The sequence below is a fragment of the Rhodobacter aestuarii genome, assembly GCF_900156655.1.
Lineage (GTDB): Bacteria > Pseudomonadota > Alphaproteobacteria > Rhodobacterales > Rhodobacteraceae > Rhodobacter > Rhodobacter aestuarii.
The window spans coordinates 21811-44223 of record NZ_FTOG01000003.1 but is presented as its reverse complement, the minus strand read 5'-3'; the positions used below and the strand labels follow the sequence as shown (position 1 = coordinate 44223).

The 22413-nt window shown below is 60.2% G+C and carries 20 protein-coding genes; 15 read left to right on the top strand and 5 right to left on the bottom strand.

Annotated features, from left to right (window positions below; all coding sequences use genetic code 11):
• Positions 1-3 precede the first annotated feature (3 nt).
• Both BW967_RS05510 and BW967_RS05505 read left to right on the top strand, forming a co-directional pair.
• The gene (locus BW967_RS05510; RefSeq protein ID WP_076484065.1) at positions 4-462 is read left to right on the top strand and encodes an SRPBCC family protein; all 459 of its coding nucleotides are present in this window, start codon (positions 4-6) and stop codon (positions 460-462) included.
• Positions 463-847: 385 nt separating this feature from the next.
• A complete protein-coding gene (locus BW967_RS05505; RefSeq protein WP_076484064.1) occupies positions 848-2881 on the top strand; it encodes an HAF repeat-containing protein in 2034 nt (677 codons plus the stop codon).
• A 60-nt stretch (positions 2882-2941) separates the two neighbouring features.
• Here BW967_RS05505 and BW967_RS05500 read toward each other — a convergent pair whose 3' ends face one another.
• Positions 2942-3778, bottom strand: a complete 837-nt coding sequence (locus BW967_RS05500) for a prephenate dehydratase (RefSeq protein WP_083951998.1) — start codon at positions 3776-3778, stop codon at positions 2942-2944.
• A gap of 209 nt (positions 3779-3987) precedes the next feature.
• Between BW967_RS05500 and BW967_RS05495 the strand changes: the two genes are divergently transcribed.
• The 6 genes from BW967_RS05495 (at position 3988) to BW967_RS05470 (ending at position 11750) form a co-directional block, all read left to right on the top strand.
• Complete coding sequence (locus BW967_RS05495; protein ID WP_076484062.1) at positions 3988-4578, top strand: c-type cytochrome; 591 nt, start codon at positions 3988-3990, stop codon at positions 4576-4578.
• A 148-nt stretch (positions 4579-4726) separates the two neighbouring features.
• Positions 4727-6619: an extracellular solute-binding protein gene (locus BW967_RS05490; protein WP_076484061.1), complete on the top strand. Its 1893-nt coding sequence runs from the start codon at positions 4727-4729 to the stop codon at positions 6617-6619.
• A gap of 49 nt (positions 6620-6668) precedes the next feature.
• Positions 6669-7820, top strand: coding sequence for a microcin C ABC transporter permease YejB (locus BW967_RS05485; RefSeq protein ID WP_076484060.1), 1152 nt, complete (start codon positions 6669-6671; stop codon positions 7818-7820).
• Entirely contained in the window at positions 7820-8926 is a 1107-nt protein-coding gene (locus BW967_RS05480) for an ABC transporter permease (RefSeq protein WP_076484059.1), read from the top strand. Before BW967_RS05485 ends, BW967_RS05480 begins: the two co-directional genes overlap by 1 nt.
• 8 nt (positions 8927-8934) lie before the next feature.
• The gene (locus BW967_RS05475) at positions 8935-10524 is read left to right on the top strand and encodes an ABC transporter ATP-binding protein (RefSeq protein WP_076484257.1); all 1590 of its coding nucleotides are present in this window, start codon (positions 8935-8937) and stop codon (positions 10522-10524) included.
• Positions 10524-11750 (top strand): glycosyltransferase, encoded by a 1227-nt coding sequence (locus tag BW967_RS05470; RefSeq protein ID WP_076484058.1) that lies wholly within the window; start codon positions 10524-10526, stop codon positions 11748-11750. Before BW967_RS05475 ends, BW967_RS05470 begins: the two co-directional genes overlap by 1 nt.
• Positions 11751-11905: 155 nt before the next feature.
• Here BW967_RS05470 and hemN read toward each other — a convergent pair whose 3' ends face one another.
• Positions 11906-13261, bottom strand: coding sequence for an oxygen-independent coproporphyrinogen III oxidase (hemN, locus tag BW967_RS05465; RefSeq protein ID WP_076484057.1), 1356 nt, complete (start codon positions 13259-13261; stop codon positions 11906-11908).
• A gap of 57 nt (positions 13262-13318) precedes the next feature.
• On the opposite strand from hemN, the gene fnrL reads away from it, so the two are divergent.
• Positions 13319-14065 carry a transcriptional regulator FnrL gene (fnrL, locus tag BW967_RS05460; RefSeq protein ID WP_076484056.1) on the top strand — a complete coding sequence of 249 codons (747 nt, stop codon included), beginning with the start codon at positions 13319-13321 and terminating at the stop codon, positions 14063-14065.
• Positions 14037-14423, top strand: coding sequence for a DUF4087 domain-containing protein (locus BW967_RS05455; RefSeq protein WP_217696371.1), 387 nt, complete (start codon positions 14037-14039; stop codon positions 14421-14423). Before fnrL ends, BW967_RS05455 begins: the two co-directional genes overlap by 29 nt.
• 119 nt (positions 14424-14542) lie before the next feature.
• Here BW967_RS05455 and BW967_RS05450 read toward each other — a convergent pair whose 3' ends face one another.
• On the bottom strand, positions 14543-16369 hold the full coding sequence (locus BW967_RS05450) for a M3 family oligoendopeptidase (protein ID WP_076484256.1): 1827 nt from the start codon (positions 16367-16369) through the stop codon (positions 14543-14545).
• Positions 16370-16583: 214 nt separating this feature from the next.
• Between BW967_RS05450 and BW967_RS05445 the strand changes: the two genes are divergently transcribed.
• From BW967_RS05445 to BW967_RS05430, 4 genes are read left to right on the top strand one after another with little or no spacing between them, the layout of a single operon-like run.
• Entirely contained in the window at positions 16584-17996 is a 1413-nt protein-coding gene (locus tag BW967_RS05445) for a circularly permuted type 2 ATP-grasp protein (protein ID WP_076484054.1), read from the top strand.
• A gap of 4 nt (positions 17997-18000) precedes the next feature.
• Complete coding sequence (locus BW967_RS05440) at positions 18001-18954, top strand: alpha-E domain-containing protein (protein WP_076484053.1); 954 nt, start codon at positions 18001-18003, stop codon at positions 18952-18954.
• The gene (locus BW967_RS05435; protein ID WP_076484052.1) at positions 18951-19763 is read left to right on the top strand and encodes a transglutaminase family protein; all 813 of its coding nucleotides are present in this window, start codon (positions 18951-18953) and stop codon (positions 19761-19763) included. Before BW967_RS05440 ends, BW967_RS05435 begins: the two co-directional genes overlap by 4 nt.
• A gap of 39 nt (positions 19764-19802) precedes the next feature.
• Positions 19803-20528, top strand: coding sequence for a proteasome-type protease (locus BW967_RS05430; RefSeq protein WP_076484051.1), 726 nt, complete (start codon positions 19803-19805; stop codon positions 20526-20528).
• A gap of 19 nt (positions 20529-20547) precedes the next feature.
• Here the strand turns inward: BW967_RS05430 and BW967_RS05425 are convergent, their stop codons facing one another.
• A complete protein-coding gene (locus BW967_RS05425) occupies positions 20548-21507 on the bottom strand; it encodes an alpha/beta fold hydrolase (RefSeq protein WP_083951970.1) in 960 nt (319 codons plus the stop codon).
• Positions 21504-21791, bottom strand: coding sequence for an SCP2 sterol-binding domain-containing protein (locus BW967_RS05420; protein ID WP_076484050.1), 288 nt, complete (start codon positions 21789-21791; stop codon positions 21504-21506). The genes BW967_RS05425 and BW967_RS05420 overlap by 4 nt, the downstream gene beginning before the upstream one ends.
• 154 nt (positions 21792-21945) lie before the next feature.
• Here BW967_RS05420 and BW967_RS05415 point away from each other — a divergent pair, with 154 nt between their 5' ends.
• Positions 21946-22413, top strand: a complete 468-nt coding sequence (locus tag BW967_RS05415; protein ID WP_245826450.1) for a tetratricopeptide repeat protein — start codon at positions 21946-21948, stop codon at positions 22411-22413.

Below are 22413 nucleotides of genomic sequence, written 5' to 3'. Positions count from 1 at the left end.
GCCATGAAATTTTCGAACCGCGTCGATGTGGCCTTGAGCGCCGATCAGCTTTTTGAGCAACTGACGGATCTGGCGGCAATCGAGCGTGCCGCACGGCGCAAGGGCGTTTCCATGCGCCGCTTGGATACGCTGCAAGCCAAAGGCGCGGGCATGTCTTGGGATGTGGGCTTCATGCTGCGTGGGCGCGCGCGGCAGATGATTGTCGATGTGACCCGGTTTGAGCCAGCCGCATTGGTCGATTACGCGGGCACTTCGTCGAGCTTTGAATTGACGCTTTCGCTTGGCTTCACCACCCTTGCGCCGAACCGTACCCGGCTGACCACAGGGCTAGAGGTGCGCCCGCGCACCTTGGGCGCGCGGCTCTTGCTGCAATCGGCGCGGCTTGGGCGGGCCAATCTTGATCGCCGCTATGACGAGCGGATCAAATCCTTCCTGCGGGAATTGGAGACCCGGGCCGTTTAAGGTCTGAAATTCTCTCACATTAATCGGCACGCGTGCACGCCGCGCGTGTGCTTTTGTGCGCCGTGTCAACTGGTGGCGCTGCGTCATCTTGTCCGGGCAACACCGGGGTTCCTTCGGGTTTAGGCTAAACAAAAGTTTAAAATGCTGCGCTTTCGCGCAAGTTTCATTGCTTTTGCGCAGTCCTGTCGGCGGTTTGCCGGCGCTCTCGCCAAGTCGACAGGTCTTGGCGGCAGAAAGGAGCAAGATGATGCAAGACCTATTTCACCAGTCAACCCGCCGATTGTCAGCACCGCCGCGCCGCCCGCTTAAAGGCTTGCTCCTCGCATCCATCTTGGCCTGTAGCCTGCTGCCCGGACTATCGTTCGGGCAGGCGGCCCCGATCACCATGACCGAACTTGAGGCACTCGATAATTCTACGACTGATGCCCTGGCGGTAAGCGCCGATGGGTCGGTGATTGCGGGCACAAGCTTCGGGGGCACACCGTCTATCAGATACGCCGTGCGCTGGACCAATGGCGCGAATGTCACAGCGCTTGATCACTTGGGATCTCATGCGATGGTCAATGGCGTCAGCGCGGACGGCAGCACAATTATCGGCGCAAGCTATAATTCTTCGGGTCGGTTTCACGCGGTCCTCTGGCGCGGCACGGGCGTGACAGATTTAGGCCTACTAGAGACCGGAGAGTTTTCTACCGCGACGGATGTAAGTGCCGATGGCAGTGTGGTGGTCGGGCAAAGCAGGATAAATTCCACCTCAATTTATCACGCCTTTCGATGGCAAGATGGGGTGATGACCGATCTTGGCGTGATGAACGGTAATGGCTCTGAAGCCACTGCGGTTAGTGCCGACGGTGCTGTTGTGGTCGGCAATCTCCATAACGTTCTTCCAAATTATAATACACGTGCTTTTCGGTGGGATTCTAGCGGGATGGTCGAGCTTGGCACATTTGGAGGCAATGAGTCCCGGGCTTTTGACGTGAATCTAGATGGCAGTGTTATCGTAGGCGAAGCGCAGATCGCTTCGGCGCAATATCGTGCGTTCCGTTGGGAAGGCGGCGTGATGGGCGATCTTGGCACTTTGGGCGGAGACGGCAGCCGCGCTCTTGTTGTGAGCAGCGATGGATCTGTGGTGGCAGGGTGGAGCTACACAGTTGGCTCATCTCAGCAACATGCGTTTCGGTGGACGCAAGCGGAGAATATGGTGGATTTGGGCACCCTTGGCGGGCTGACTTCCGAAACCACCGACATGAGCGCGGACGGGGCTGTGGTTGTGGGGAACGCGCTCACGAGCGGAAATCAGACGCACGCCTTTCGTTGGGTTGATGGGGTGATGACCGATCTGGGGGTGCTAAATGGCACGTCTTATTCTTACGCGCGCGCGGTCAGTGACGATGGGACCACCGTTGTCGGTCTAAGCGGAACGCGCGCCTTCATCTACCGCGACACCTCGGGGATGCTTGATCTGGAGAATACCGGCGCGTCGATGGCTGCGACGGCGGGCGATTTGGGCGCCGCTGGGGCGCAGCAATTGATGAAAGTTGCGCAGGTTGGCACCAATGAAATTCGGCTGATCAACGCCGGGCCGCGGCTTTCGTCGAAAGGGGTGGCAGGTGTGGCGCCGGTGCCGGTCGGGCTGCGCCTTGGGGCTGGTGTGGTGGATGCCTCTGGCTCCGGCACGCTCAGCTTTGGCGATATCGGGGTTGCGGCGGCCGTCGCGCCCGGTTTCACGCTTGGTGGCGCGCTGAGCCTGTCGAGCGGCTCGTCCGATATTGAGACCGTCGATTATGACGGGCAAATGGTGGCGGGGGCGCTGTATCTGCGCCATGAGCCCGCCAATGGTCAGGGGCTGACGTGGAAACTCGCGCTGGCGCATGGTGCGGGCGATGTCGAGGTGATGCGCCCGGCCACGCTTTCCAACACCGAGGCGGGCCATGGGACGACCCGGTTGAGTGCCTCGACGGCGGCGGTTGAACTTGGCTGGCGTAAGCCGCTCGCCCAAGGTGAGGTGACGCCGTATCTGCGGCTTGAGCGCAGCCGGATGAAACGTGCGGGCTATACTGAGGCGAATGATATTGGCTTCCCGGTCACGTGGGAGGGGCAATCGGTTGATCTTTGGGCGGCGACGCTCGGCGTCTCTGGCCGCCAAGTGCTGAGCCCGCGTGACACGCTGCGCTACGATATCGGCTTGTCTGTCGATCTGGATCGCGATGCCGATGATATCAGTGGCACGAGCGGCGCTGGGGCGATCACCGCGCCTGCGCTTGCAGTCAATTACAAGGCGCGGCTTGAGGCATCAATTGGCTATGACCACCGTCTTGCGGCGGGCGGGACCGTCAATCTTGATCTGGGGGTGGCACAAACCGCTTATTCGGCAGGGCTGACAAAGACGCTGCGCATCGGCTACGAGACCCGGTTCTAAGCCGCTTAAGGCCAATTATTCATTGGGGTTTTGAAAAGAAAAGGGGGCTTCGGCCCCCTTTTAGTCATAGCGTTTGGGGTCTGCTGGATAGGTGCCCAGAATATGCATATGCGAGGTGAAATAGCGCAATTCGTCCAGCGCGAGTTTCACATTCGCATCGTCGGGGTGGCCTTCGATATCGGCGTAAAACTGTGTCGCGGTGAAGGAGCCATCCAGCATATAGCTTTCCAGCTTTGTCATGTTAACGCCGTTGGTCGCAAAGCCGCCCATCGCCTTGTAAAGCGCGGCTGGAATGTTGCGCACTTCAAAGACGAAGGTGGTCATCATCTTGTCCGCACGGGCGCGCGGATCGGGTTCGCGGCCCATCACCAAAAAGCGGGTCGTGTTGTGGCCGTGGTCTTCAATATCGCGGGCCAGCACCTCTAGCCCGTGGATGCCCGCCGCGAGTTCGGAGGCCAGAACCCCCTCGCCGGGCGTGCGGGTCTGCGCCAGATCGGCCGCAGCGCCCGCGCTATCGGCCGCCGCAAGCCCCGTGATTCCATGGGTTTTCAGGAACCGGGCCGATTGCGGCAAAAGCACCAAATGCGCGCGGACGGTCTTGACCTCTTCAAGTTTGGTACCCGCAAGGCTCATCAACGCAATCCGCACCCGCAAGAAATGCTCGTCGAGAATATGCAGGCCCGATTCCGGCAGCAAACGGTGAATATCGGCCACCCGTCCGTAGGTGGAATTTTCAATTGGCAGCATCGCCAGATCTGCACGGCTCGACCGCACGGCCTCGATCACCTCTTCAAATGTGGCGCAGGGCAGGGGGGCAAAGCCCGGACGGGCACGCTCTGCCGCTTCATGCGAATAAGAGCCAAGCGCCCCTTGAAAGGCGATGAGACCTTGGTTCATCTTGTCCATGTGCTTCTCCCGTTGCGATCGCCTCTCTTAATGGCGCAAGCTGCGCGGCAGGAAAAGCGCGATTAACTGCATAAAAGGCGCCAATCGGTTCTATTTGACGCAGCCGATTCTGGCGCGAAGCGTATATGATCCTTGAAATCTCGTGCCTGACGGGCGTAGATGCGCGCAACGGCAAATAGAATGAAAATCGCGGGGGAGCCATGCTCAAGACGCATATGATGAAGTTGGGAGCCACGCTGTTCGGTGTGGTTCTGTTCTATGGATTGATCTCCTTTACCTCGGCGACGCTGTTTAACACGCGTCCCGCAACCTCGGTGCCGATCGACGAAAACGGTCGTGCGATCGCCATGGATCCCAATGTTGTGCTCGCCGAAGCCGCGCCGGCCGCCTCGGCCGCGCCCGCCCCGGCTGCTGCGCCCGAAGAAGTGGAAGAGGTCGTTGAACTCGATCCCTTCACCGAAATCGATCCGGCGACGATCGTAGGGGATGCCACCGCGGGCGAAGCGGTGTTCCAAAAGAACTGCAAAACCTGCCACAAAGTTGACGGCAAAAACGCTGTTGGTCCGCACCTCGATGGTGTTGTGGGCCGCGCCACCGGCACGGTGGAAGGCTTCAAATACTCGAAAGCGATGAAAGGCCACACCGGTTACTGGACCGCTGACCGCCTGACCGCTTACCTGACCGAGCCGAAAGCCGAAGTGCCGAAAAACAAAATGGCCTTCGCGGGCTTCAAAGACGACACCCAGTCGATCCAAGACGTGATCGCCTATCTCTACTCTGTGTCGCAATAAGCGCTAAGAAAACCAATTCCAGGGTTTGCAAGGGCCGCTCCAATAGGGCGGCCCTTTGCTTTTGCGTGCTCCAACGCACGGCTCACACCATTGCAACTTGCCCCCGCCGCCCGGACGCCCTTTAGTAGGCGCAAAGAGGGAGATAGGCATGGCACGAGTAGCGGTTGCGGCACGGCAGATCGAAGAACGCGGGCGGTTTTTGAGCGCTTTGGGCGCGGGGCTTGTGGCTTTGGCGCTGGCGGGTGGCGTTGCAACGCAAGTGCGAGCGGCGGATACGGTCTCAGTCGCGGCGATTGCGACCTTGGGGGATGTGAAATACGGCCCCGGTTTTGCGCATCTTGATTACGTCAACCCCGAGGCCCCGAAGGGCGGCGAAATCTCCGAATGGGCGCCGGGGGCCTTTGACAATTTCAACCCCTTCACGATCAAGGGCCGCGCGGCCGCGCTGGCCTCTGCGCCTCTTGAAACCATGCTCACTGGCACTGCCGACACGGTGGGAGAGGCGTATTGCCTGCTGTGCGAGAGCTTTGAATACCCCGAGAGCAAGGATTGGGTGATCTTCACCCTACGCGATGGGATTACCTTCTCCGATGGGGTGCCGCTCACCGTGGCTGATGTGCTCTTTTCCTATGAGCAAATGCGCGACAAGGGGCTTTCGAGCTTCCGCGCGGTGGTGGCGCAGCAGATTGCGGGCGCCGAGGTGCTCGATGACCGCCGGATCAAATTCACCTTCACGGCCGATGCGCCGCGCCGTGACATCATCCAACTGGCGGGCGGCTTGCCGGTCTTTTCCAAGGCGCAGTTTGAAAACGCTGGGCTCGCATTGGACGAGCCAAGCCAAGTGGCGCTGATTGGCTCGGGGCCATACGTGTTCGACAGCGCCAAAGATGGGCGCACGGTCGTGTGGAAGCGCAACCCCGACTATTGGGGGGAGAGCCTTCCGATCAATGTGGGGCGCAACAATTTCGACCGGATCCGGGTGGAATATTACGGCGATTACCAAGCCGCGTTTGAGGGATTCAAATCGGGCAGCTACACCTTCCGAAATGAAACCAGTTCTATCATCTGGGCCACGCAATATGACTTCCCGGCAATGACATCTGGCCATGTGGTCAAAGATGAGTTGCATGATGGCAATGTGGCGAGTGGCCAGGCTTTTGCGATCAACCTGCGGCGCGAGAAATTTGCCGATATCCGCGTGCGCGAAGCGATTGGGTTGATGTTCAACTTCGAATGGTCAAACGAGTCGCTCTTTTACGGGCTTTACGCGCGGATCAATTCGATCTGGGAAAACTCGCCTCTCGCTGCCAGCGGCGCGCCGGGGTCAGAGGAACTGGCGCTGCTTGAACCCTTCGCGGCGGACCTTCCCGAAGGTGTGCTGAACGACGAGGCCGTGATGGCCCCGGTTTCGGGGGCGCGCCAACTTGATCGGCGCAACATGCGCCGTGCGGCGGCGCTATTGGATGAAGCCGGTTGGGAAGTGGGCGATGACGGGATGCGCCGCAATGCGCAAGGCGCGCTTCTGACCGTTGAGTTCCTTAATGACAGTCAAAGCTTTGACCGGGTCATCAACCCCTTTGTCGAAAACCTGCGCGCGCTTGGCGTGGATGCTAAAATGGCCCGCGTGGATGATGCGCAATATGAAGCGCGCCGCCGCAGCCATGACTTTGACCTGATCACCACCCATTTCGGGCAAGACCTGATCCCGGGGTCTGGCTTGCAGCAATACTTCGGCTCTGGCGCGGTGGGGGATGTGTTCAATGCGGCGGGGCTGGCGAACCCGGCGGTGGATGCGCTCATTCGCAAAGTGGAAGAGGCGCAGACGCAAGAGGAGCTGCTGCCGCGCGTCCATGCGCTTGATCGTGTGTTGCGCGCGCTGCGGTTCTGGGTGCCGCAATGGTACAAAGACAAATACACCGTCGCTTACTATGACATGTATGAGCACCCCGAGACCTTGCCGCCCTATACGCTGGGCGAGACGGACTTCTGGTGGTATAACGCCGAAAAAGCCGCAAAACTGAAAGCGGAAGGGGCTATCTAAGCCAGATACCCTTCGGATTTGTTGGAAAAGTGCAAGGCTGAAAGAGACGATGGGCGCCTATATCCTGCGGCGGTTGATGCTGGTTTTGCCGACGTTGTTCGGCATCATGCTGATCAACTTTGCGCTGACGCAATTTGTTCCCGGTGGGCCGATTGAGCAAATCATAGCCCGTGTGCAGGGCGAGGCGGATTCCACCCGCAATATCACCGGTGGCGCCGATGCGGGGCAGGGCCAAGGCATGGAAGACAGCACCTATCAAGGTGCGCGCGGTATTTCGCCTGATTTGCTCGCGCAGCTTGAGGTGCAGATGGGCTTTGCCCGTATCGCCTGTGAAGACGGCTTTACCGGCACGCCAGACCTCAAAGACCCCGCCTGCACCTCCGAGAAAATCTCCGCGACCGAGCGGTTTTTTACGATGATGGGCAACTACCTTCGGTTCGATTTTGGCACCTCGTTCTTCAAGAACAAGTCGGTGGTGGAACTGGTGATCGATAAGCTGCCGGTCTCGATCTCTCTTGGTCTTTGGTCCACGCTTTTGGCCTATCTGATCTCGATCCCGCTTGGCATCCGCAAGGCGGTGAAAGACGGTACGGCCTTTGACACTTGGACCTCTGCCGCGATCATCGTCGCTTATGCGATCCCGACATTGGTCTTTGCGGTGCTGCTGATGGTGCTTTTTGCCGGTGGCAGTTTCTTGAGCATCTTCCCGGCAAGGGGGCTGACCTCGGATGACTGGCATACGCTCAGCCTCACTGGAAAAGCGGTCGATTACCTTTGGCACATAGTGTTGCCAACGGTGGCGATCACGCTTTCTTCCTTTGTTACACTGACGCTGCTGACGAAGAACTCGTTCCTCGATGAGATCAACAAGCAATATGTGATGACCGCCCGCGCCAAGGGGCTGACCGAGCGGCGCGTGCTCTACGGCCATGTGTTCCGCAATGCGATGCTGATCGTGATCGCGGGCTTTCCGGGGCTGTTCCTGAGCGTTTTGTTCTCCGGCTCGCTGATCATCGAAACCGTCTTCTCGCTCGATGGGCTGGGGCTCTTGGGCTACCAAGCAGCGGTGGAGCGGGATTACCCGCTTGTCTTCGGCTCGCTTTACGCCTTCGGCCTGATCTCGCTGGTGATCGGGATCGTGTCGGACATCACCTACACCCTTGTCGATCCGCGGATCGACTTTGAGAAGAGGGCGGGCTGATGGCACTGTCTCCGCTTGCCCGCCGCCGCTGGCGCAACTTCCGCGCCAATCGCCGTGCGTTCTATTCGCTGCTGATTTTCAGCGTTCTTTTTATCGCCTCGCTGTTTGCGGAATTCATCGCCAATGACCATCCGCTGGTGGTGAAATATCGCGGTGAATATTTTTACCCGGTCACCAACTTTTACCCCGAAACCGCCTTTGGCGGCGATTTCCGGACCGAGGCGGTTTATTCCGATCCGGGCGTGCAATGTCTGATCGTGTCCGGCGGGGCAGAGGCTTGTTGGGATGACCCCGAGGGCATCATGGCAGAGGTGCAAAGCCAAGGCACGGTTGAGGGCGCGCCCGTGGAGAAGGGCTGGATCCTCTGGCCGCCGATCCCCTACCACTACCGCACCATCAACAATGTGGGCACCGCACCTTCGGCCCCTGATGCCGATCATTGGCTCGGCACCGATGACACCGCGCGCGATGTGGCGGCGCGGGTGATTTATGGCTTCCGTATCTCGGTGGCTTTCGCGCTGATCGTGGCGGCGGCTTCGTCGGTGCTGGGTATCGCGGCGGGGGCTGTGCAGGGCTATTTCGGCGGCAAGGTCGATCTGATCTTTCAACGTTTGTTGGAGATCTGGTCCTCCACCCCCTCGCTTTATGTGATCATCATCCTGTTCGCGATCTTGGGGCGGTCGTTCTGGCTGTTGGTGTTTGTGACCATTCTGTTCGGTTGGCCCGCGCTCACCGGTGTCGTGCGCGCTGAGTTTTTGCGTGCGCGCAACTTTGAATATGTCCGCGCGGCGCGGGCGCTTGGCGTTTCAGATGCGGTGATCATGTTCCGCCATATCCTGCCCAATGCGATGGTGGCGACGCTCACCATGCTGCCCTTTGTGATCACCGGCGCGATCTCTGGCCTCGCCACGCTGGACTACCTTGGCTATGGGCTGCCCTCTTCGGCGCCCAGCCTTGGGGAGTTGGCGCTGCAAGCCAAGAACCACCTGCAATCGCCGTGGCTCGCCTTCACCGCATTCGTGACCTTTGCCACCATGCTCTCGCTTTTGGTCTTTATCTTCGAGGGGCTGCGCGACGCCTTCGATCCGCGCAAGGTGTTCAAATGAGCCGCCCCATGGAAACTGTTCTCTCTGTTGAAAACCTCCGTGTCAGTTTCCGCCAAGAGGGGCGTCAGATCCCGGCGGTGAAAGGCGTCAGCTTCACCGTTGCGAAAGGCGAAACCGTCGCCTTGGTGGGGGAATCTGGCTCGGGCAAATCGGTCACGGCGCTTTCGACCGTAGCGCTTTTGGGCGGAAATGCGCAGACCGAGGGCTCGGTGCGCTATCTGGGCCGCGAGATGGTGGGGGCGGAGGAGCGGGTGCTGCGCGATGTGCGCGGCAATGACATCAGCTTCATCTTTCAAGAGCCGATGACCTCGCTCAACCCGCTGCACACGATCGAAAAGCAATTGGGCGAGAGCCTGAGCGTCCACCAAGGGCTAACCGGCCCCGCGGCACGCGCGCGGATCATCGAGTTGTTGCGGCAGGTGGGCATTGCCAATGCAGAAACCCGGCTTGCCGACTACCCACACCAGCTTTCGGGCGGGCAGCGCCAGCGGGTGATGATTGCGATGGCGCTGGCCAACGGGCCGGAACTGCTGATCGCCGATGAACCGACCACGGCGCTGGATGTGACAATCCAAGCGCAAATCCTCGATCTGCTGGCGGATCTGAAGCGCGATCTTGGGATGAGCCTGCTCTTTATCTCGCACGACCTTGGGGTGGTGCGCCGCATCGCCGATAGGGTCTGCGTGATGAGCCAAGGCGAGATTGTTGAGCAAGGCCCAGTCGATCAGATTTTCACCAACCCGCAGCACCCCTATACCAAAAAGCTGCTGGCGGCTGAACCTAAAGGCATCGCCGATCCGGTGCCCGAAGGCGCGCAGACATTGTTGGAGACCGAGGCCCTCAAGATTTGGTTCCCGGTCAAGCGGGGGCTTTTGCGCCGCACGGTCGGCCATGTGAAGGCGGTGAACGGGGCAAGCCTGTCGCTGCGCGCGGGGGAGACGCTCGGTATTGTGGGGGAAAGTGGCTCGGGCAAGACCACGCTTGCGCTCGCGCTGATGCGGCTGATTGCGAGCGAAGGGCCGATCCACTTTGATGGGCAAGATATCTCGCGCTGGCAATCCAAGCAGTTGCGGCCCCTGCGGCGTGATATGCAGATTGTGTTTCAAGACCCGTTTGGCAGCCTGTCTCCCCGCATGACGATTGAACAGATCATCGCCGAGGGGCTTACGGTGCATGGGCTGGAGCCGGGCCGCAACCGCCGCGAAATGGTGGCTGCGATTATGGAAGAGGTGGGGCTCGATCCCGCCGCCATGAGCCGCTACCCGCATGAGTTTTCGGGCGGGCAGCGCCAGCGCATTGCGATTGCCCGCGCGATGATTTTGCAGCCGCGTGTGGTGGTGCTGGATGAGCCGACCTCCGCGCTTGATATGACCGTTCAGGTGCAGATCGTGGAGTTGTTGCGCGACTTGCAGCGCCGCCATGGGCTGGCTTACCTTTTCATCAGCCACGATCTGCGCGTGGTGCGCGCGCTTTCTCACAAGATCATGGTGATGAAATCGGGCGATGTGGTCGAGGCGGGGCCTGCGGCAGAGCTTTTTGCCGCGCCCAAAACAGACTATACGCGCGCTCTGTTGGCGGCGGCACTTGGGGAGGTCTGATGAAGATCCTGTTCGTGCATCAGAACTTTCCCGGTCAGTTTCCGCATTTGGCCCCAGCGCTTGTCAAACGTGGCCATGAGGTGCTGGCCCTGACCTCTGAAACGAACAATCGTCCCTCGCCCGTCCGGGTGGTGAAATACCGCAAACCCGAGGAGGTGAAGCTCGAGCCGCGGCTGACGAAAATGTATGCCGAGGTAAGCGAGCGCGGTGTGAAAGCGGCGCGCGCGGCACGGCAATTGCGCGATCAGCACGGTTTCGTGCCGGATGTGATCTTTGGCCATCCGGGTTGGGGGGAGACGCTTTACCTGCGCGAGGTGTGGCCCGAGGCGAAGCTGCTTGTTTATGCGGAGTTGATGTACAAAACCACCGGGCTCGATACCGATTTCGACCCCGAATTTGCCAAGGGCACGCTCGAGGGCCGCATCGCAACCACCGCCCGGTCTGCGCATCTGATCCAGACCTTGGTGCAGGCCGATGCGGCGCTTTCCCCCACCGAGTTTCAGGCCTCGACCTTCCCGCCTGAACTGCGCGCGAAGATCACCATCTGCCATGATGGGGTGAATACTGCGCGGCTCACACCGAACCCGCAGGCCAGTTACACCGTTCCGGGCAAGGATTTGACGCTGCGCGCGGGCGATGAGGTGCTGACCTTCATCAATCGCTCGCTGGAGCCTTATCGGGGCTATCACAGCTTCATGCGCGCGCTTCCTGATGTGTTGGCGGCCCGGCCCGAGGCGCAGGTGCTGATCATCGGGGAGGAAGGGCAAAGCTATGGCGCGGCCCCGCCGGAGGGCAGTTGGAAGCAAAAATTCCTCGATGAGGTCAAAGACCGGCTCGACCTAAGCCGCGTGCATTTTCTGGGGCGCGTGCCTTACGCCGATTTTGTCTCGATCATGCAGGTCGGGCGGGCGCATGCCTATCTGACATATCCCTTCGTGCTGAGTTGGTCGCTGATGGAGGCGATGTCCGCGGGCGCGATGGTGGTGGCCTCTGACACCGCGCCGCTTCGTGAGGTGATCACCGATGGGGCGAACGGCAGGCTCGTTGATTTCTTTGATATCAAGGGCTGGTCCGCAGCGCTGACCGAGGCGCTGGCGCATCCGGAGCGCTATCAAAGGATGCGGCAGGCCGCGCGTGCTTCGGTGGTCGAGAAATACGATTTAGAGACCCATTGCCTGCCGCGGCTGATTGAGTTTGTCGAAACGGCGGGCGGCACGCTTGGCTAAGTAGCCGAGCGCTGTTCCCGTCTGCGACGCAACCGTCCCTTGGGATTTGGGGCAAAGCGCTCAGAGCAAAGCACCCGGAGCGTCGTGCCTTCGTGGGCGAAATGAAAAGGGCGCCTCGCGGCGCCCAGTCCTGTTTCCGTGGTGGCAAATTGCCGTCAGATCGCCGAGCTGTGTCCGGCTTTCGACAGATCGTAAGCGTCGAAATGGCGCGCGATCATCCGCGTGAGCGGGCGGCCCGGTTCGGGAATCGCGATCCCGTCCTCGGTGATCTCGACCATATCGCCGAATTTCTCGACACAGGCTGCGAATTCGCTGTCGAGTTGCGCGCCATCGGCGCCCCATTCCTCGACCAGTTCCTTCTTCGAAGCGGCGAAATCGCACATCAGCATCTCGATCAGCCGCGCGCGCATCAGGTCTTCTTTGGTGAAGACGTGGCCGCGGTGGGTCGAGAAGTTGCCCTCACGAATGGCCGAGGTATGCGCGCCCGTAGCAGATTCGTTTTGCGCATAGCCTTGCGGGAATTTCGAGATCGACGAGGCCCCGATCCCCACCAGCGCTTCGGCCAGATCATCGGTGTAGCCTTGGAAGTTGCGGCGCAGTTTGCCTGCACGCAACGCTTTCGAGAGCCCATCGGTGGGCAGTGCGAAGTGGTCGATACCGATGATGTCATAACCCGCTTCGGTGAACAGCTCTTGCGAGCGTTCAAAGAGGCCAAGGCGCGATTGCGGCGTCGGCAGCTGGTCCGCCGGGATCAGCGTTTGACGGCGCGCCATCCACGGCACGTGGGCATAGCCATAAAGCGCCACACGGTCGGGTTTCAGCGTCAGCACCTTTTCGATGCTTTCGGTGATCTTCTCTTTGGTCTGATGCGGCAGGCCATAGAGAATGTCGGTGTTCAGGCTGTCGATGCCGCGGGTGCGGATCATGTCGACGACCTTGGCGGTCACTTCATAGCTTTGCTCGCGCCCGATCACCGATTGGATGAAGGGGTCGAAGTCTTGGATGCCGATCGAGGCACGGTTCATGCCCGATTGCGCCAGCGCATCCATGCGTTCGTCATCAATCTCATTGGGGTCAATCTCGACCGAGAATTCACCGTTCTCGCCAAGATCCACCGCATCAAAGACGGCGTCGGCGACTTTGCGCATGCTGTCGGCGGGCAGCAGGGTGGCGGTGCCGCCGCCCCAATGCAGGCGCGACAGTTTCACGCCCGGCGCGAGGTGCTTTTTCAGCATCCCAAGCTCGGTCACCAGCGTGTCGGCATAAGCCTTCACCGGCGCATCGGTTTGCGTGCCTTGCGTGCGGCAGGCGCAGAACCAGCACAGCCGGCGGCAGAACGGCACGTGGATATAGAGCGAGATCGCGGCTCCGGCCGGAATCGCCTCGATCCATTCGATAAATTTCGACGCGCCCACAGCATTCGAGAAGTGCGGCGCAGTCGGATAGCTGGTATAACGGGGCACCCGAGCGTCGAATAGACCGAGCCGGGCGAGTTGCGATTCATGTTTCATAGGCGTATTCTATCCTTCAAGACGCGCACCAGGATTTGACCCATATCAAGCAAGGCAATGTCTCACGACGACGTGTATCCTGCCTCGTTGCAATGCGGAGATTGCCCGATTCGACATCGGGCCGTCTGTGCGCGTTGCGAGGCCAACGAACTAGATGAACTCGAATCGGTCAAGTACTACCGAAGCTTCGAGGCGGGTCAGACGGTGATCTGGTCAGGCGATAAGATGGACTTTGTGGCCTCTGTCGTCTCCGGAATCGCGACCCTCACACAGACCCTGGAAGACGGTCGGACTCAGATGGTCGGACTGCTTCTTCCCTCTGATTTCGTGGGTCGCCCGGGCCGGGACCGGGCCGCCTACAACATCACCGCAACCACCGATATTCTTATGTGTTGCTTCCGTCGAAAGCCCTTTGAAGAGCTGATGGATCGCACCCCGCATATCGCCCAGCGGCTGCTGCAAATGACCCTCGATGAGCTGGATGCCGCGCGGGAGTGGATGCTGCTTTTGGGGCGTAAAACGGCACGTGAGAAAATCGCGTCACTGCTATCCATTGTCGCACGTCGGGATGCGTCGATACGTCACCGGGGAAATGGCAACAGTTTGACCTTCGATTTGCCTCTGACGCGCGAAGCGATGGCCGATTACCTCGGTTTGACGCTCGAAACCGTCAGTCGGCAGATTTCGGCGCTCAAACGCGATGGGGTGATTGAACTCACGGGCAAGCGTCATGTGATCGTACCGGATATGGAGCGGTTGCTGATGGAGGCAGGGGATGACAGCGATGGCGGGCTGCTTACCTAAGGCTCTCTGCGCGGCGCTTGTCGTCTTGGTGCCGGTGGTGGCTGCCGCCGAAACCCGCTGCGGCTGGTTTGCCAACCCGACGCCCGGAAACTTCTGGCTGACCGATGCCGATGCCACATGGGAACTGTCCGTGCAGGGCATGGGCGGCGTGCCCGGCTGGGACGATCTGGATTGGGGAGAGGCCGATTTCACCGCGCGCTGGGTCGAGGTGAATGGCCATTACGGCTATGGCTGTGCCTGCATCGAAGGCAGCTTCGGCGCGGCAGCCGAGGGCACGGTGCTCCGTATCACGCGGTTGCGCGCCCTGCCGCTGAGCAAATGCGAAAACGACCCGGCCTTGGCGGCGCCGGGGGAGTAATCCCGAAACCGCCTGTTTTGGGGCCGGACCGCAGGCCGCTTCGCGATGAGGAACCATACAAAAGGGCCGCTCCTTCTGGGCGGCCCTTTGTCTGTTCGGTCTTCAAGCGATGAAAGCCCTCAGCCCTCCATCGCCTCCAGCTCATCAATGAAGCCCGCGATCATATCGAGACCCTTGTTCCAGAATGCCGGGTCAGAGGCATCAAGCCCGAATGGCGCCAAAAGCTCTTTATGGTGTTTCGAGCCGCCCGCTTCGAGCATTTCGAAATACTTGTCTTGGAACTCCGGCAGGCCATCCGCGTAGGTCGCATAAAGCGCGTTCACCAGCCCGTCGCCAAAGGCATAGGCATAGACGTAGAAGGGCGAATGCACGAAATGCGGGATATAGGTCCAGAAAGTCTCATAGCCCTCCATGAATTCAAATGCCGGGCCGAGGCTTTCGCCCTGCACAGACATCCACAGCGCGTTGATATCTTCGGGCGTGAGTTCGCCTTGGGCACGGGCTGCGTGCAGCTTGCATTCGAAGTCATAGAACGCGATCTGGCGCACGACCGTGTTGATCATGTCTTCGACCTTACCCGCGAGCAATTGCTTGCGCTCGGCGGGCGTCTTGGCGCCATCCAGCAGCGCGCGGAAGGTAAGCATCTCGCCAAAGACGCTGGCGGTCTCGGCCAGCGTCAGCGGCGTGTCGGAAAGCATCGGGCCTTGCTTCGCCGCCAGCACTTGGTGCACGCCGTGGCCAAGCTCATGCGCGAGCGTCATCACATCGCGCGGTTTGCCCAAGTAGTTCAGCATCACATAGGGGTGCACGGTGGTGACCGTCGGATGGGCAAAGGCGCCGGGGGCTTTGCCGGGCTTCACGCCCGCATCAATCCAGCCTTTGTCGAAGAAGGGCAGCGCAATCTCCGCCATACGCGGGGCAAAGCCGGAATAGGCATTCAGCACCGTCTCACGGGCTTCTTTCCACATAATCTTGCGCGGCGTCTCGGTGGGCAGCGGCGCGTTGCGATCCCAGATTTGCAGCTTCTCAAGACCCAGCCATTTGGCTTTGAGCGCATAGTAGCGGTGGCTCAATCGCGGATAGGCGGCGACCACTGCATTGCGCAAAGCCTCCACCACCTCCGGCTCGACATGGTTTGACAAGTGCCGCCCGGTTTGCGGCGTCGGCATCTTGCGCCAGCGATCCTCGATTTCTTTTTCTTTGGCGAGCGTGTTGTGGACGCGGGCGAAAAGCTTGACGTTGTTACCGAACACACGGGCCAATTCGCGCGCGGCCGCTTCGCGTTTGGTGCGGTCATGGTCGCTCATCAGCGTGGTCGCGGCCTCTAGGCTCAGCTCTTCGCCATCAATGGTGAAGGTGAGCGCGGCAGAGGTTTCATCAAACAGCCGGTTCCAAGCGGCTGCCCCCACAACGGATTGGTCGTGCAGGAACTTTTCCAGCTCATCGGAAAGTTGGTAGGGCTTCATCGCCCGCATCCGGTCAAACACCGGCTTGAAGCGCGCGACCTTTTCATCGGCAAAGACAGCGTCGTATTGCGCGTCTTCGATGCGGTTGAACTCAAGGCTGAAGAACACCAAAGGCGTGGTGAAATTGGTGATCTTGTCTTGCGCATCGGCCATGAATTTGGCGCGGGTCGCATCGGTGGTGCATTGGTAATAGCGCAGCCCCGCGTAAGACATGATCCGCCCGGCGGTGGTCTCAATCGCCTCATAGCGCGTGATGCATTCGGCCATCGCCGCCGCATCAAGGCTGGCGAGTTTGCCCTCGTAATCCGTGGCGAAATCGGCGCAGGCCTTTTCAAGCCACTCCATATCGCGGGCAAATTCCGGTGCATCCGGCGCGGGGTAAAGATCGGTCAGATCCCAATCGGGCAGGGCGCCGAAATCTCCGGCACCTCCTTGCGCGGGCGTGGCATCCAAAACGGGGGCGGGAAAGCTGCGGATCATGAACATCTCCTTCGGTCGGATCAGAGATAGGGCGCAGGTTGGACCCGTGCAAGCATCACCGTTTCTGGGCGACGACGGGCCGTTGCTTAAATTTTCAGCGCTCGCATAGTTTGGCGGCGCTAACGCCCAGTTTCCCCCGGTTTTTCGCCGAGGGCCGCTTTTACTCCCCCAAGGCGCTGCCTAAGCTTTGGACAAGGCCGGAGGAATCACGCGTATGACTGAGAATTTCAACGAAATGTATCAAGGCGGCAAAGTCCGGGAGCCCTACAGGCGGCTTGAAGACTGGACAAATGCCATGCCAACAGAGTTGCGCGCGATGAAACAGGCCGAGGCCGAGGCATTGTTTCGCCGCATCGGCATCACTTTTGCTGTCTATGGCGAGGGCGGCGACCCGGATCGGCTGATCCCGTTTGACATGTTCCCCCGCGTGTTCACGCAAGATGAATGGCGCAAGCTGGAACGCGGCATCAAGCAGCGCGCGCGTGCGCTCAATGCCTTTTTGCTCGATGTCTATGGCCGCGCCGAAATTGTGCGCGCGGGCAAAATTCCGGGCCGTTTGGTGTTTCAAAACGAGGCTTTTGAACGCGCAGTGACCGGCTTCACGCCGCCGCGCGGGATTTACAGCCACATCGTCGGCATCGACATTGTGCGCACCGGGCCGGACGAGTTTTTCGTGCTGGAAGACAACTGCCGCACGCCCTCGGGTGTGTCTTACATGCTCGAAAACCGCGAGATCATGATGCGGATGTTCCCGCAACTGTTCCGTGAAAACCGGATTGAGCCGGTGGATGGCTACCCCGACGCCCTGCGCCGCACTTTGGCCTCGGTCGCGCCCGCAAAATGCGACCGCGAACCCAACATCGGCATCCTGACGCCCGGCCATTACAACTCCGCCTATTACGAGCACAGCTTCTTGGCGGATTTGATGGGGGTTGAACTGGTCGAGGGGCAGGATCTGTTCGTGGAAGGCGGCTTTTGCTGGATGCGCACTACCGAAGGGCCGAAAAAGCTTGATGTGATCTACCGGCGCATTGATGACGCCTTCCTTGATCCGCTCTGTTTCCGGCCAGATTCCATGCTCGGTATTCCCGGCTTGATGGATGTCTATCGTTCGGGCGGGGTCAGCATTTGTTCCGCCCCCGGCGCGGGCGTCGCCGATGACAAGGCGGTCTATACCTTTGTGCCCGAGATGGTCCGCTTCTACCTTGGCGAAGAGCCGCTGTTGAACAACGTGCCCACATGGCAATGCGCCAAGCCCGATGACTACAAATACGTTTTGGAGAATATGGCCGAACTGGTGGTGAAAGAAGTGCATGGCTCGGGCGGCTACGGCATGTTGGTGGGCCCGAAATCCACCACCGAGCAGATTGAAGCCTTCCGCAAAAAGGTCGAGGCCCATCCCGAAAACTATATCGCCCAGCCGACGCTCGCGCTTTCGGCCACGCCGACCTTCGTGCAAGAGGGGATCGCGCCGCGCCATGTGGATTTGCGGCCCTATTGCTTGGTTGGCGAAAAGATCGAGCTGGTGCCCGGCGGGCTAACCCGCGTTGCGCTGAAGGAGGGCTCGCTTGTGGTGAACTCCTCCCAAGGGGGCGGCGTAAAAGACACTTGGGTTTTGGCGGAGTAAGATCATGTTGAGCCGGACCGCAGAAAACCTGTTTTGGATTGCGCGCTATATTGAGCGTGCGGAAACCATGGCGCGCCTGTTGGAAGTGGGCGCCCGGATCGCGCTGATGCCCTCTGCCGGGCATGGCTATCGCAGCGAATGGGAAAGCATCTTGCAAGCCTCGGGCACGGCGGAGGGGTTCTCTGCCAAATATGGCGACCCGGTGCAGCGCAATATCGAAAGCTACCTGTTCTTTGACCGCGACAACCCATCCTCCGTTGTTTCTTGCCTTGAGCGGGCGCGGGAAAATGCGCGCATCGTGCGCACCGCGTTGACCAGCCAAGTTTGGGATGCGCTCAACAGCGCGTTTCAAGAAATGCGGCGGCTGGAGCGGATGCCGCGCTCTGAGCTTGAGGTGACCGAACTTACCGAATGGGTAAACCGGCAAGCGGCCTTGGTGCGCGGTGCGATGGATGCCACGCTTTTGCGCAACGATGGCTATAGCTTCCTCAACCTCGGCTTTGCGCTAGAACGCGCCGACAATACCGCGCGGTTGATCGACGTGAAGTATTTCGTGCTGCTGCCCAGCGTCGATTTCGTTGGCTCGGGGCTCGATAACTACCAATGGCAAACGCTTTTGCGTGCGCTTTCGGCGCATCGTGCCTTCCATTGGGCCTATGGCGGCGACATCACCGCGGCAAAGATCGCGCATTTCTTGATCTTGAACCCGCAATCGCCGCGCTCGCTCATCACCGCGGTGACGATGGCGATGGATCACCTTGATGCTTTGGCGCGCGGCTATGACAAATCTGGCCCGGCGCAAATGCGGGCCCGCGCGCTTGTCGGCGAAATTTCGGAGACCCGCGTCGAAGAGATTTTCGACGAGGGCCTGCATGAGTTTCTGACCCGGTTCATTCGCGATGTCAGTGAACTGACAGAGATGGTGCAGGCAGCCTATTTGAGCGGAGAAGCGCGATGATCCTCACGGTCAATCATGTCACCACCTATGAATACGACGCGCCGATGCGCGGGGCGGTGCAATCGCTGCGGCTGTTTCCGGCGCGGTTTGACGGGCAGCGCACGATCCGCTGGGATGTTGAGGTGCTGGGCGGCACGCGTGGCGGCAGCTTCCGCGATGGCGCAGGCGATAAGGTCGAGGGTTGGTCGATCCGGGGCCCGGTGAGCGAGGTCACAATCTCGGTCGTGGGGCAGGTCGACACAACCGATACCGCAGGCGTGTTGCGCGGGCATCGCGAAACCGTCTCCCCCCTCGCTTATATGCGCGAAACCACGGCAACATGGCAAAGCGCGGAAATCCGTGATCTGGCGCATCAAGCGGTTGAGGGGGCGAGCGATACGCTGGATCGCGCGCATAGGCTTTCGAATGCGGTGGCGGAGGCGATCGCCTATCGCCCCGGCGTGACCCATGCCCATACCACGGCGGCAGAGGCTTTGGCGCAGGGTGAGGGGGTCTGCCAAGACCACGCCCATGCGCTGATTGCTTGCGCGCGCGCGCTGGGCCTGCCAGCGCGCTATGTGTCGGGTTATCTGTTTGCCCGCGAGGATGGTGAGGCGCATGAAGCCGCCCATGCTTGGGCCGAGATTTGGATAGAGAGCATCGGCTGGATCGGCTTTGACCCGGCCAATCAATGCTGCCCTGACGCGCGGTTCATTCGGCTGGGTTCTGGCCTTGATGCGCGCGAAGCCGCGCCGATCAAGGGTGTTGCCCAAGGCGAGGGCGCAGAGCGACTTGAGGTAACGGTTGCCTTGGAACAGGTCCAGCAATAGGGTGCCGCTGGCGCTGTGCCGGGGGGCAGGGAATAAGACATGACTTACTGCGTAGGCCTTCTGCTCGACGAGGGCATGGTGCTTTTGAGCGACACGCGCACCAATGCGGGGCTCGACAATATTGCGACCTATCGCAAGATGTTCGTCTTTGAAGAGCCGGGCGAGCGGGTGATCACCATCCTCACCGCGGGCTCGCTTTCTGTGACGCAAACCGCGCTGGCGCGGCTGCGCGAGGCGATAGAGCAGCCAGAAGCGAACGAAGAAACCTCGATCATGCGCGCGCCCACCATGCTGAAGGTGGCAGAGATCATTGGCAATACGCTCGCCAGCGTGCGCCAAGACATCGAGCATAAGATGAACGCGGCCAAGGTCTCGGTCTCGGCCTCGATGATCGTTGCCGGGCAGCGCAAGGGCGGCACGATGCGGCTGTTCCTTGTTTACCCGGAAGGCAATTTCATCGAAGCCACGGAAGACACGCCGTTTTTGCAAATTGGCGAGCATAAATACGGTAAGCCGATCTTGGATCGGGTCGTGCGCGTCGCCACCACGCTTGAAGATGCGCAAAAGGCGGTGCTGCTTTCGATGGATTCGACGCTGCGCTCAAACCTCTCTGTCGGGATGCCGCTCGATCTGGCAGTGATTGCGCGGGATGAATGCCGAGTGACGATGAGGCGGCGGATCGAGAAAGACGATCCGCAATTTGCGCAGATGTCACAAGATTGGTCTGAGGCGCTGTGCCAAGGGTTCAGCAAGATCACGCTCTAGGTTCAGCCCCCTAGGGCGCTTAGCCGATAGCGTGAAAATGCTCTGACGCGCCCGCAAAGCAAGCGACGCAGCCGTCATAAAACCGACGGCGGCGTTCTTCGCTTTCCATCATCAATTCGTGCTCCGCACCTTCAAAAATCTCAAGCCGCCCTTTCGGCCAGCGGTGCATCCGGTCAAAGACGGCGCTGGTTTCGATGATCCGTTCATTGGAGCCAATTGCGCAATAGCAGGGCAGATCGGGCGAGGGATGCTCGTCAAGATCTTCGCATTCCAAGATCCCTTCGCAGACCCATTGCAGGCTGGGGCCGGAAAGCGTGATCGCGGGCAGTTCGTGCAGGTGGTTGAGCATGAAGGCCCACATGCCCGCATCTTTGGTCAGCTTGTTGTCGAGAAACGGCGCGCGCAGAACATAGCTTTGTGCGCTGAAGCCCGGCGGATAGATCATCGACAAGGGACCGTTGCGCAGAATTTGCGCAAGCGCCGGGCCAATGGGTTGGATCAGTTTGGGCAAGCCAATTTCCCACATTGGCGCCGAAAAGGCGGCTGCGGTAAACGGATGCGTGCCCATGATCCGGCGCAGGCCAATCGCCCCGCCCATCGAATGGCCGAGCACAAACCAAGGCCGGGGCAGGCAAAACCGTGCGGCGGCGTCCAAGACCGCGTCAAAGTCGCGCTGATAGTCGCCAAATTCGGCGACGTGCCCCTTCACCGGATCGGCGCAAAGCCGGTCTGCCAGCCCTTGCCCGCGCCAGTCGATGGCGACCATGGCATAGCCCCGCGCCAGAAACTCGCCGGCTGCGGGGCCATATTTCTCGATATATTCGGTGCGTCCGGGCAGCAGGAAGACCGTGCCCTTCGACCCCGCCTTTGACCAAACCGCTAAGCGAATGCGCACCCCGTCAGCGGCCTTGAGCCACCAAGCGGAGCCCCCTTCGGGGCCACGTGCGAGGTCGTTATAAAGCGGGGCCTCTTCGATCACGAAAGCGCCGCGCCAAGCTGCATCGCCAGCCCCATCGAGCCGTCGATTTTCAGCTTGCCCTGCATGAAGGCCATCGTCGGGTTCACATCGCCCGAAAGCATCCCGCGGAAGGTGTCCGTGTCGGCGGTCAGCGTCACTTCGGCATCGTCGTCGCCTGCGCGCACGCCATCTGGGTCGGCAATGATCGAGCCTTCGCCCTCAATGACGAATTTCGCAGTCGACGAGAAGCCGTTGGGCAGCTTTTCCGACAGTTGTTCCACGGCCTTTTCGATGACGATGCTCATGTTCCCTCCGAATGTGGTTTGGCCTCTCGCTTTTCACAGCAGATGGCTTACATTTCAGTATATGAAGGTCCTTGCGCTCCGAAACAAATATATCGTTGCGGCAGTTGCCGTCTTCGTCAACTTCTGTGGTGTCGCACATGCCGAGACCGCAGGATTGGATCGTGCCTTCGAGGAATTGTCCGATCCCGGCTATGCGGGATGGGAGCGCGCCGAATCAGATATCCGGCGTGCTTGGTCGCGCTCTGGCTCCGCAGCGATGGATTTGTTGCTCAAGCGCGGCGAAGACGCGATGGACGCGGGCGATGTGGCCGCCGCCATCGAGCATCTGACTGCGCTGACCGATCATGCCCCCGATTTTGCCGAAGGCTGGAATGCCCGCGCGACGGCTTATTTCATGGCTGGGCTCTATGGGCCTTCGATTGCCGATATCGCGCAAGTGCTGCGGTTGGAGCCGCGTCATTGGGGGGCTTTGTCCGGGCTTGGCATGATTTACGCCGACATGGGCGACACGCAGCGGGCACTAAAGGCGTTTCGCGCCTCTTTTGCCTTGAACCCGCATCAACAGGATGTGAAAGACGCGATTGCGCGGCTGGAAAAGGAGCTTGCGGGCGTCAGTCTTTGA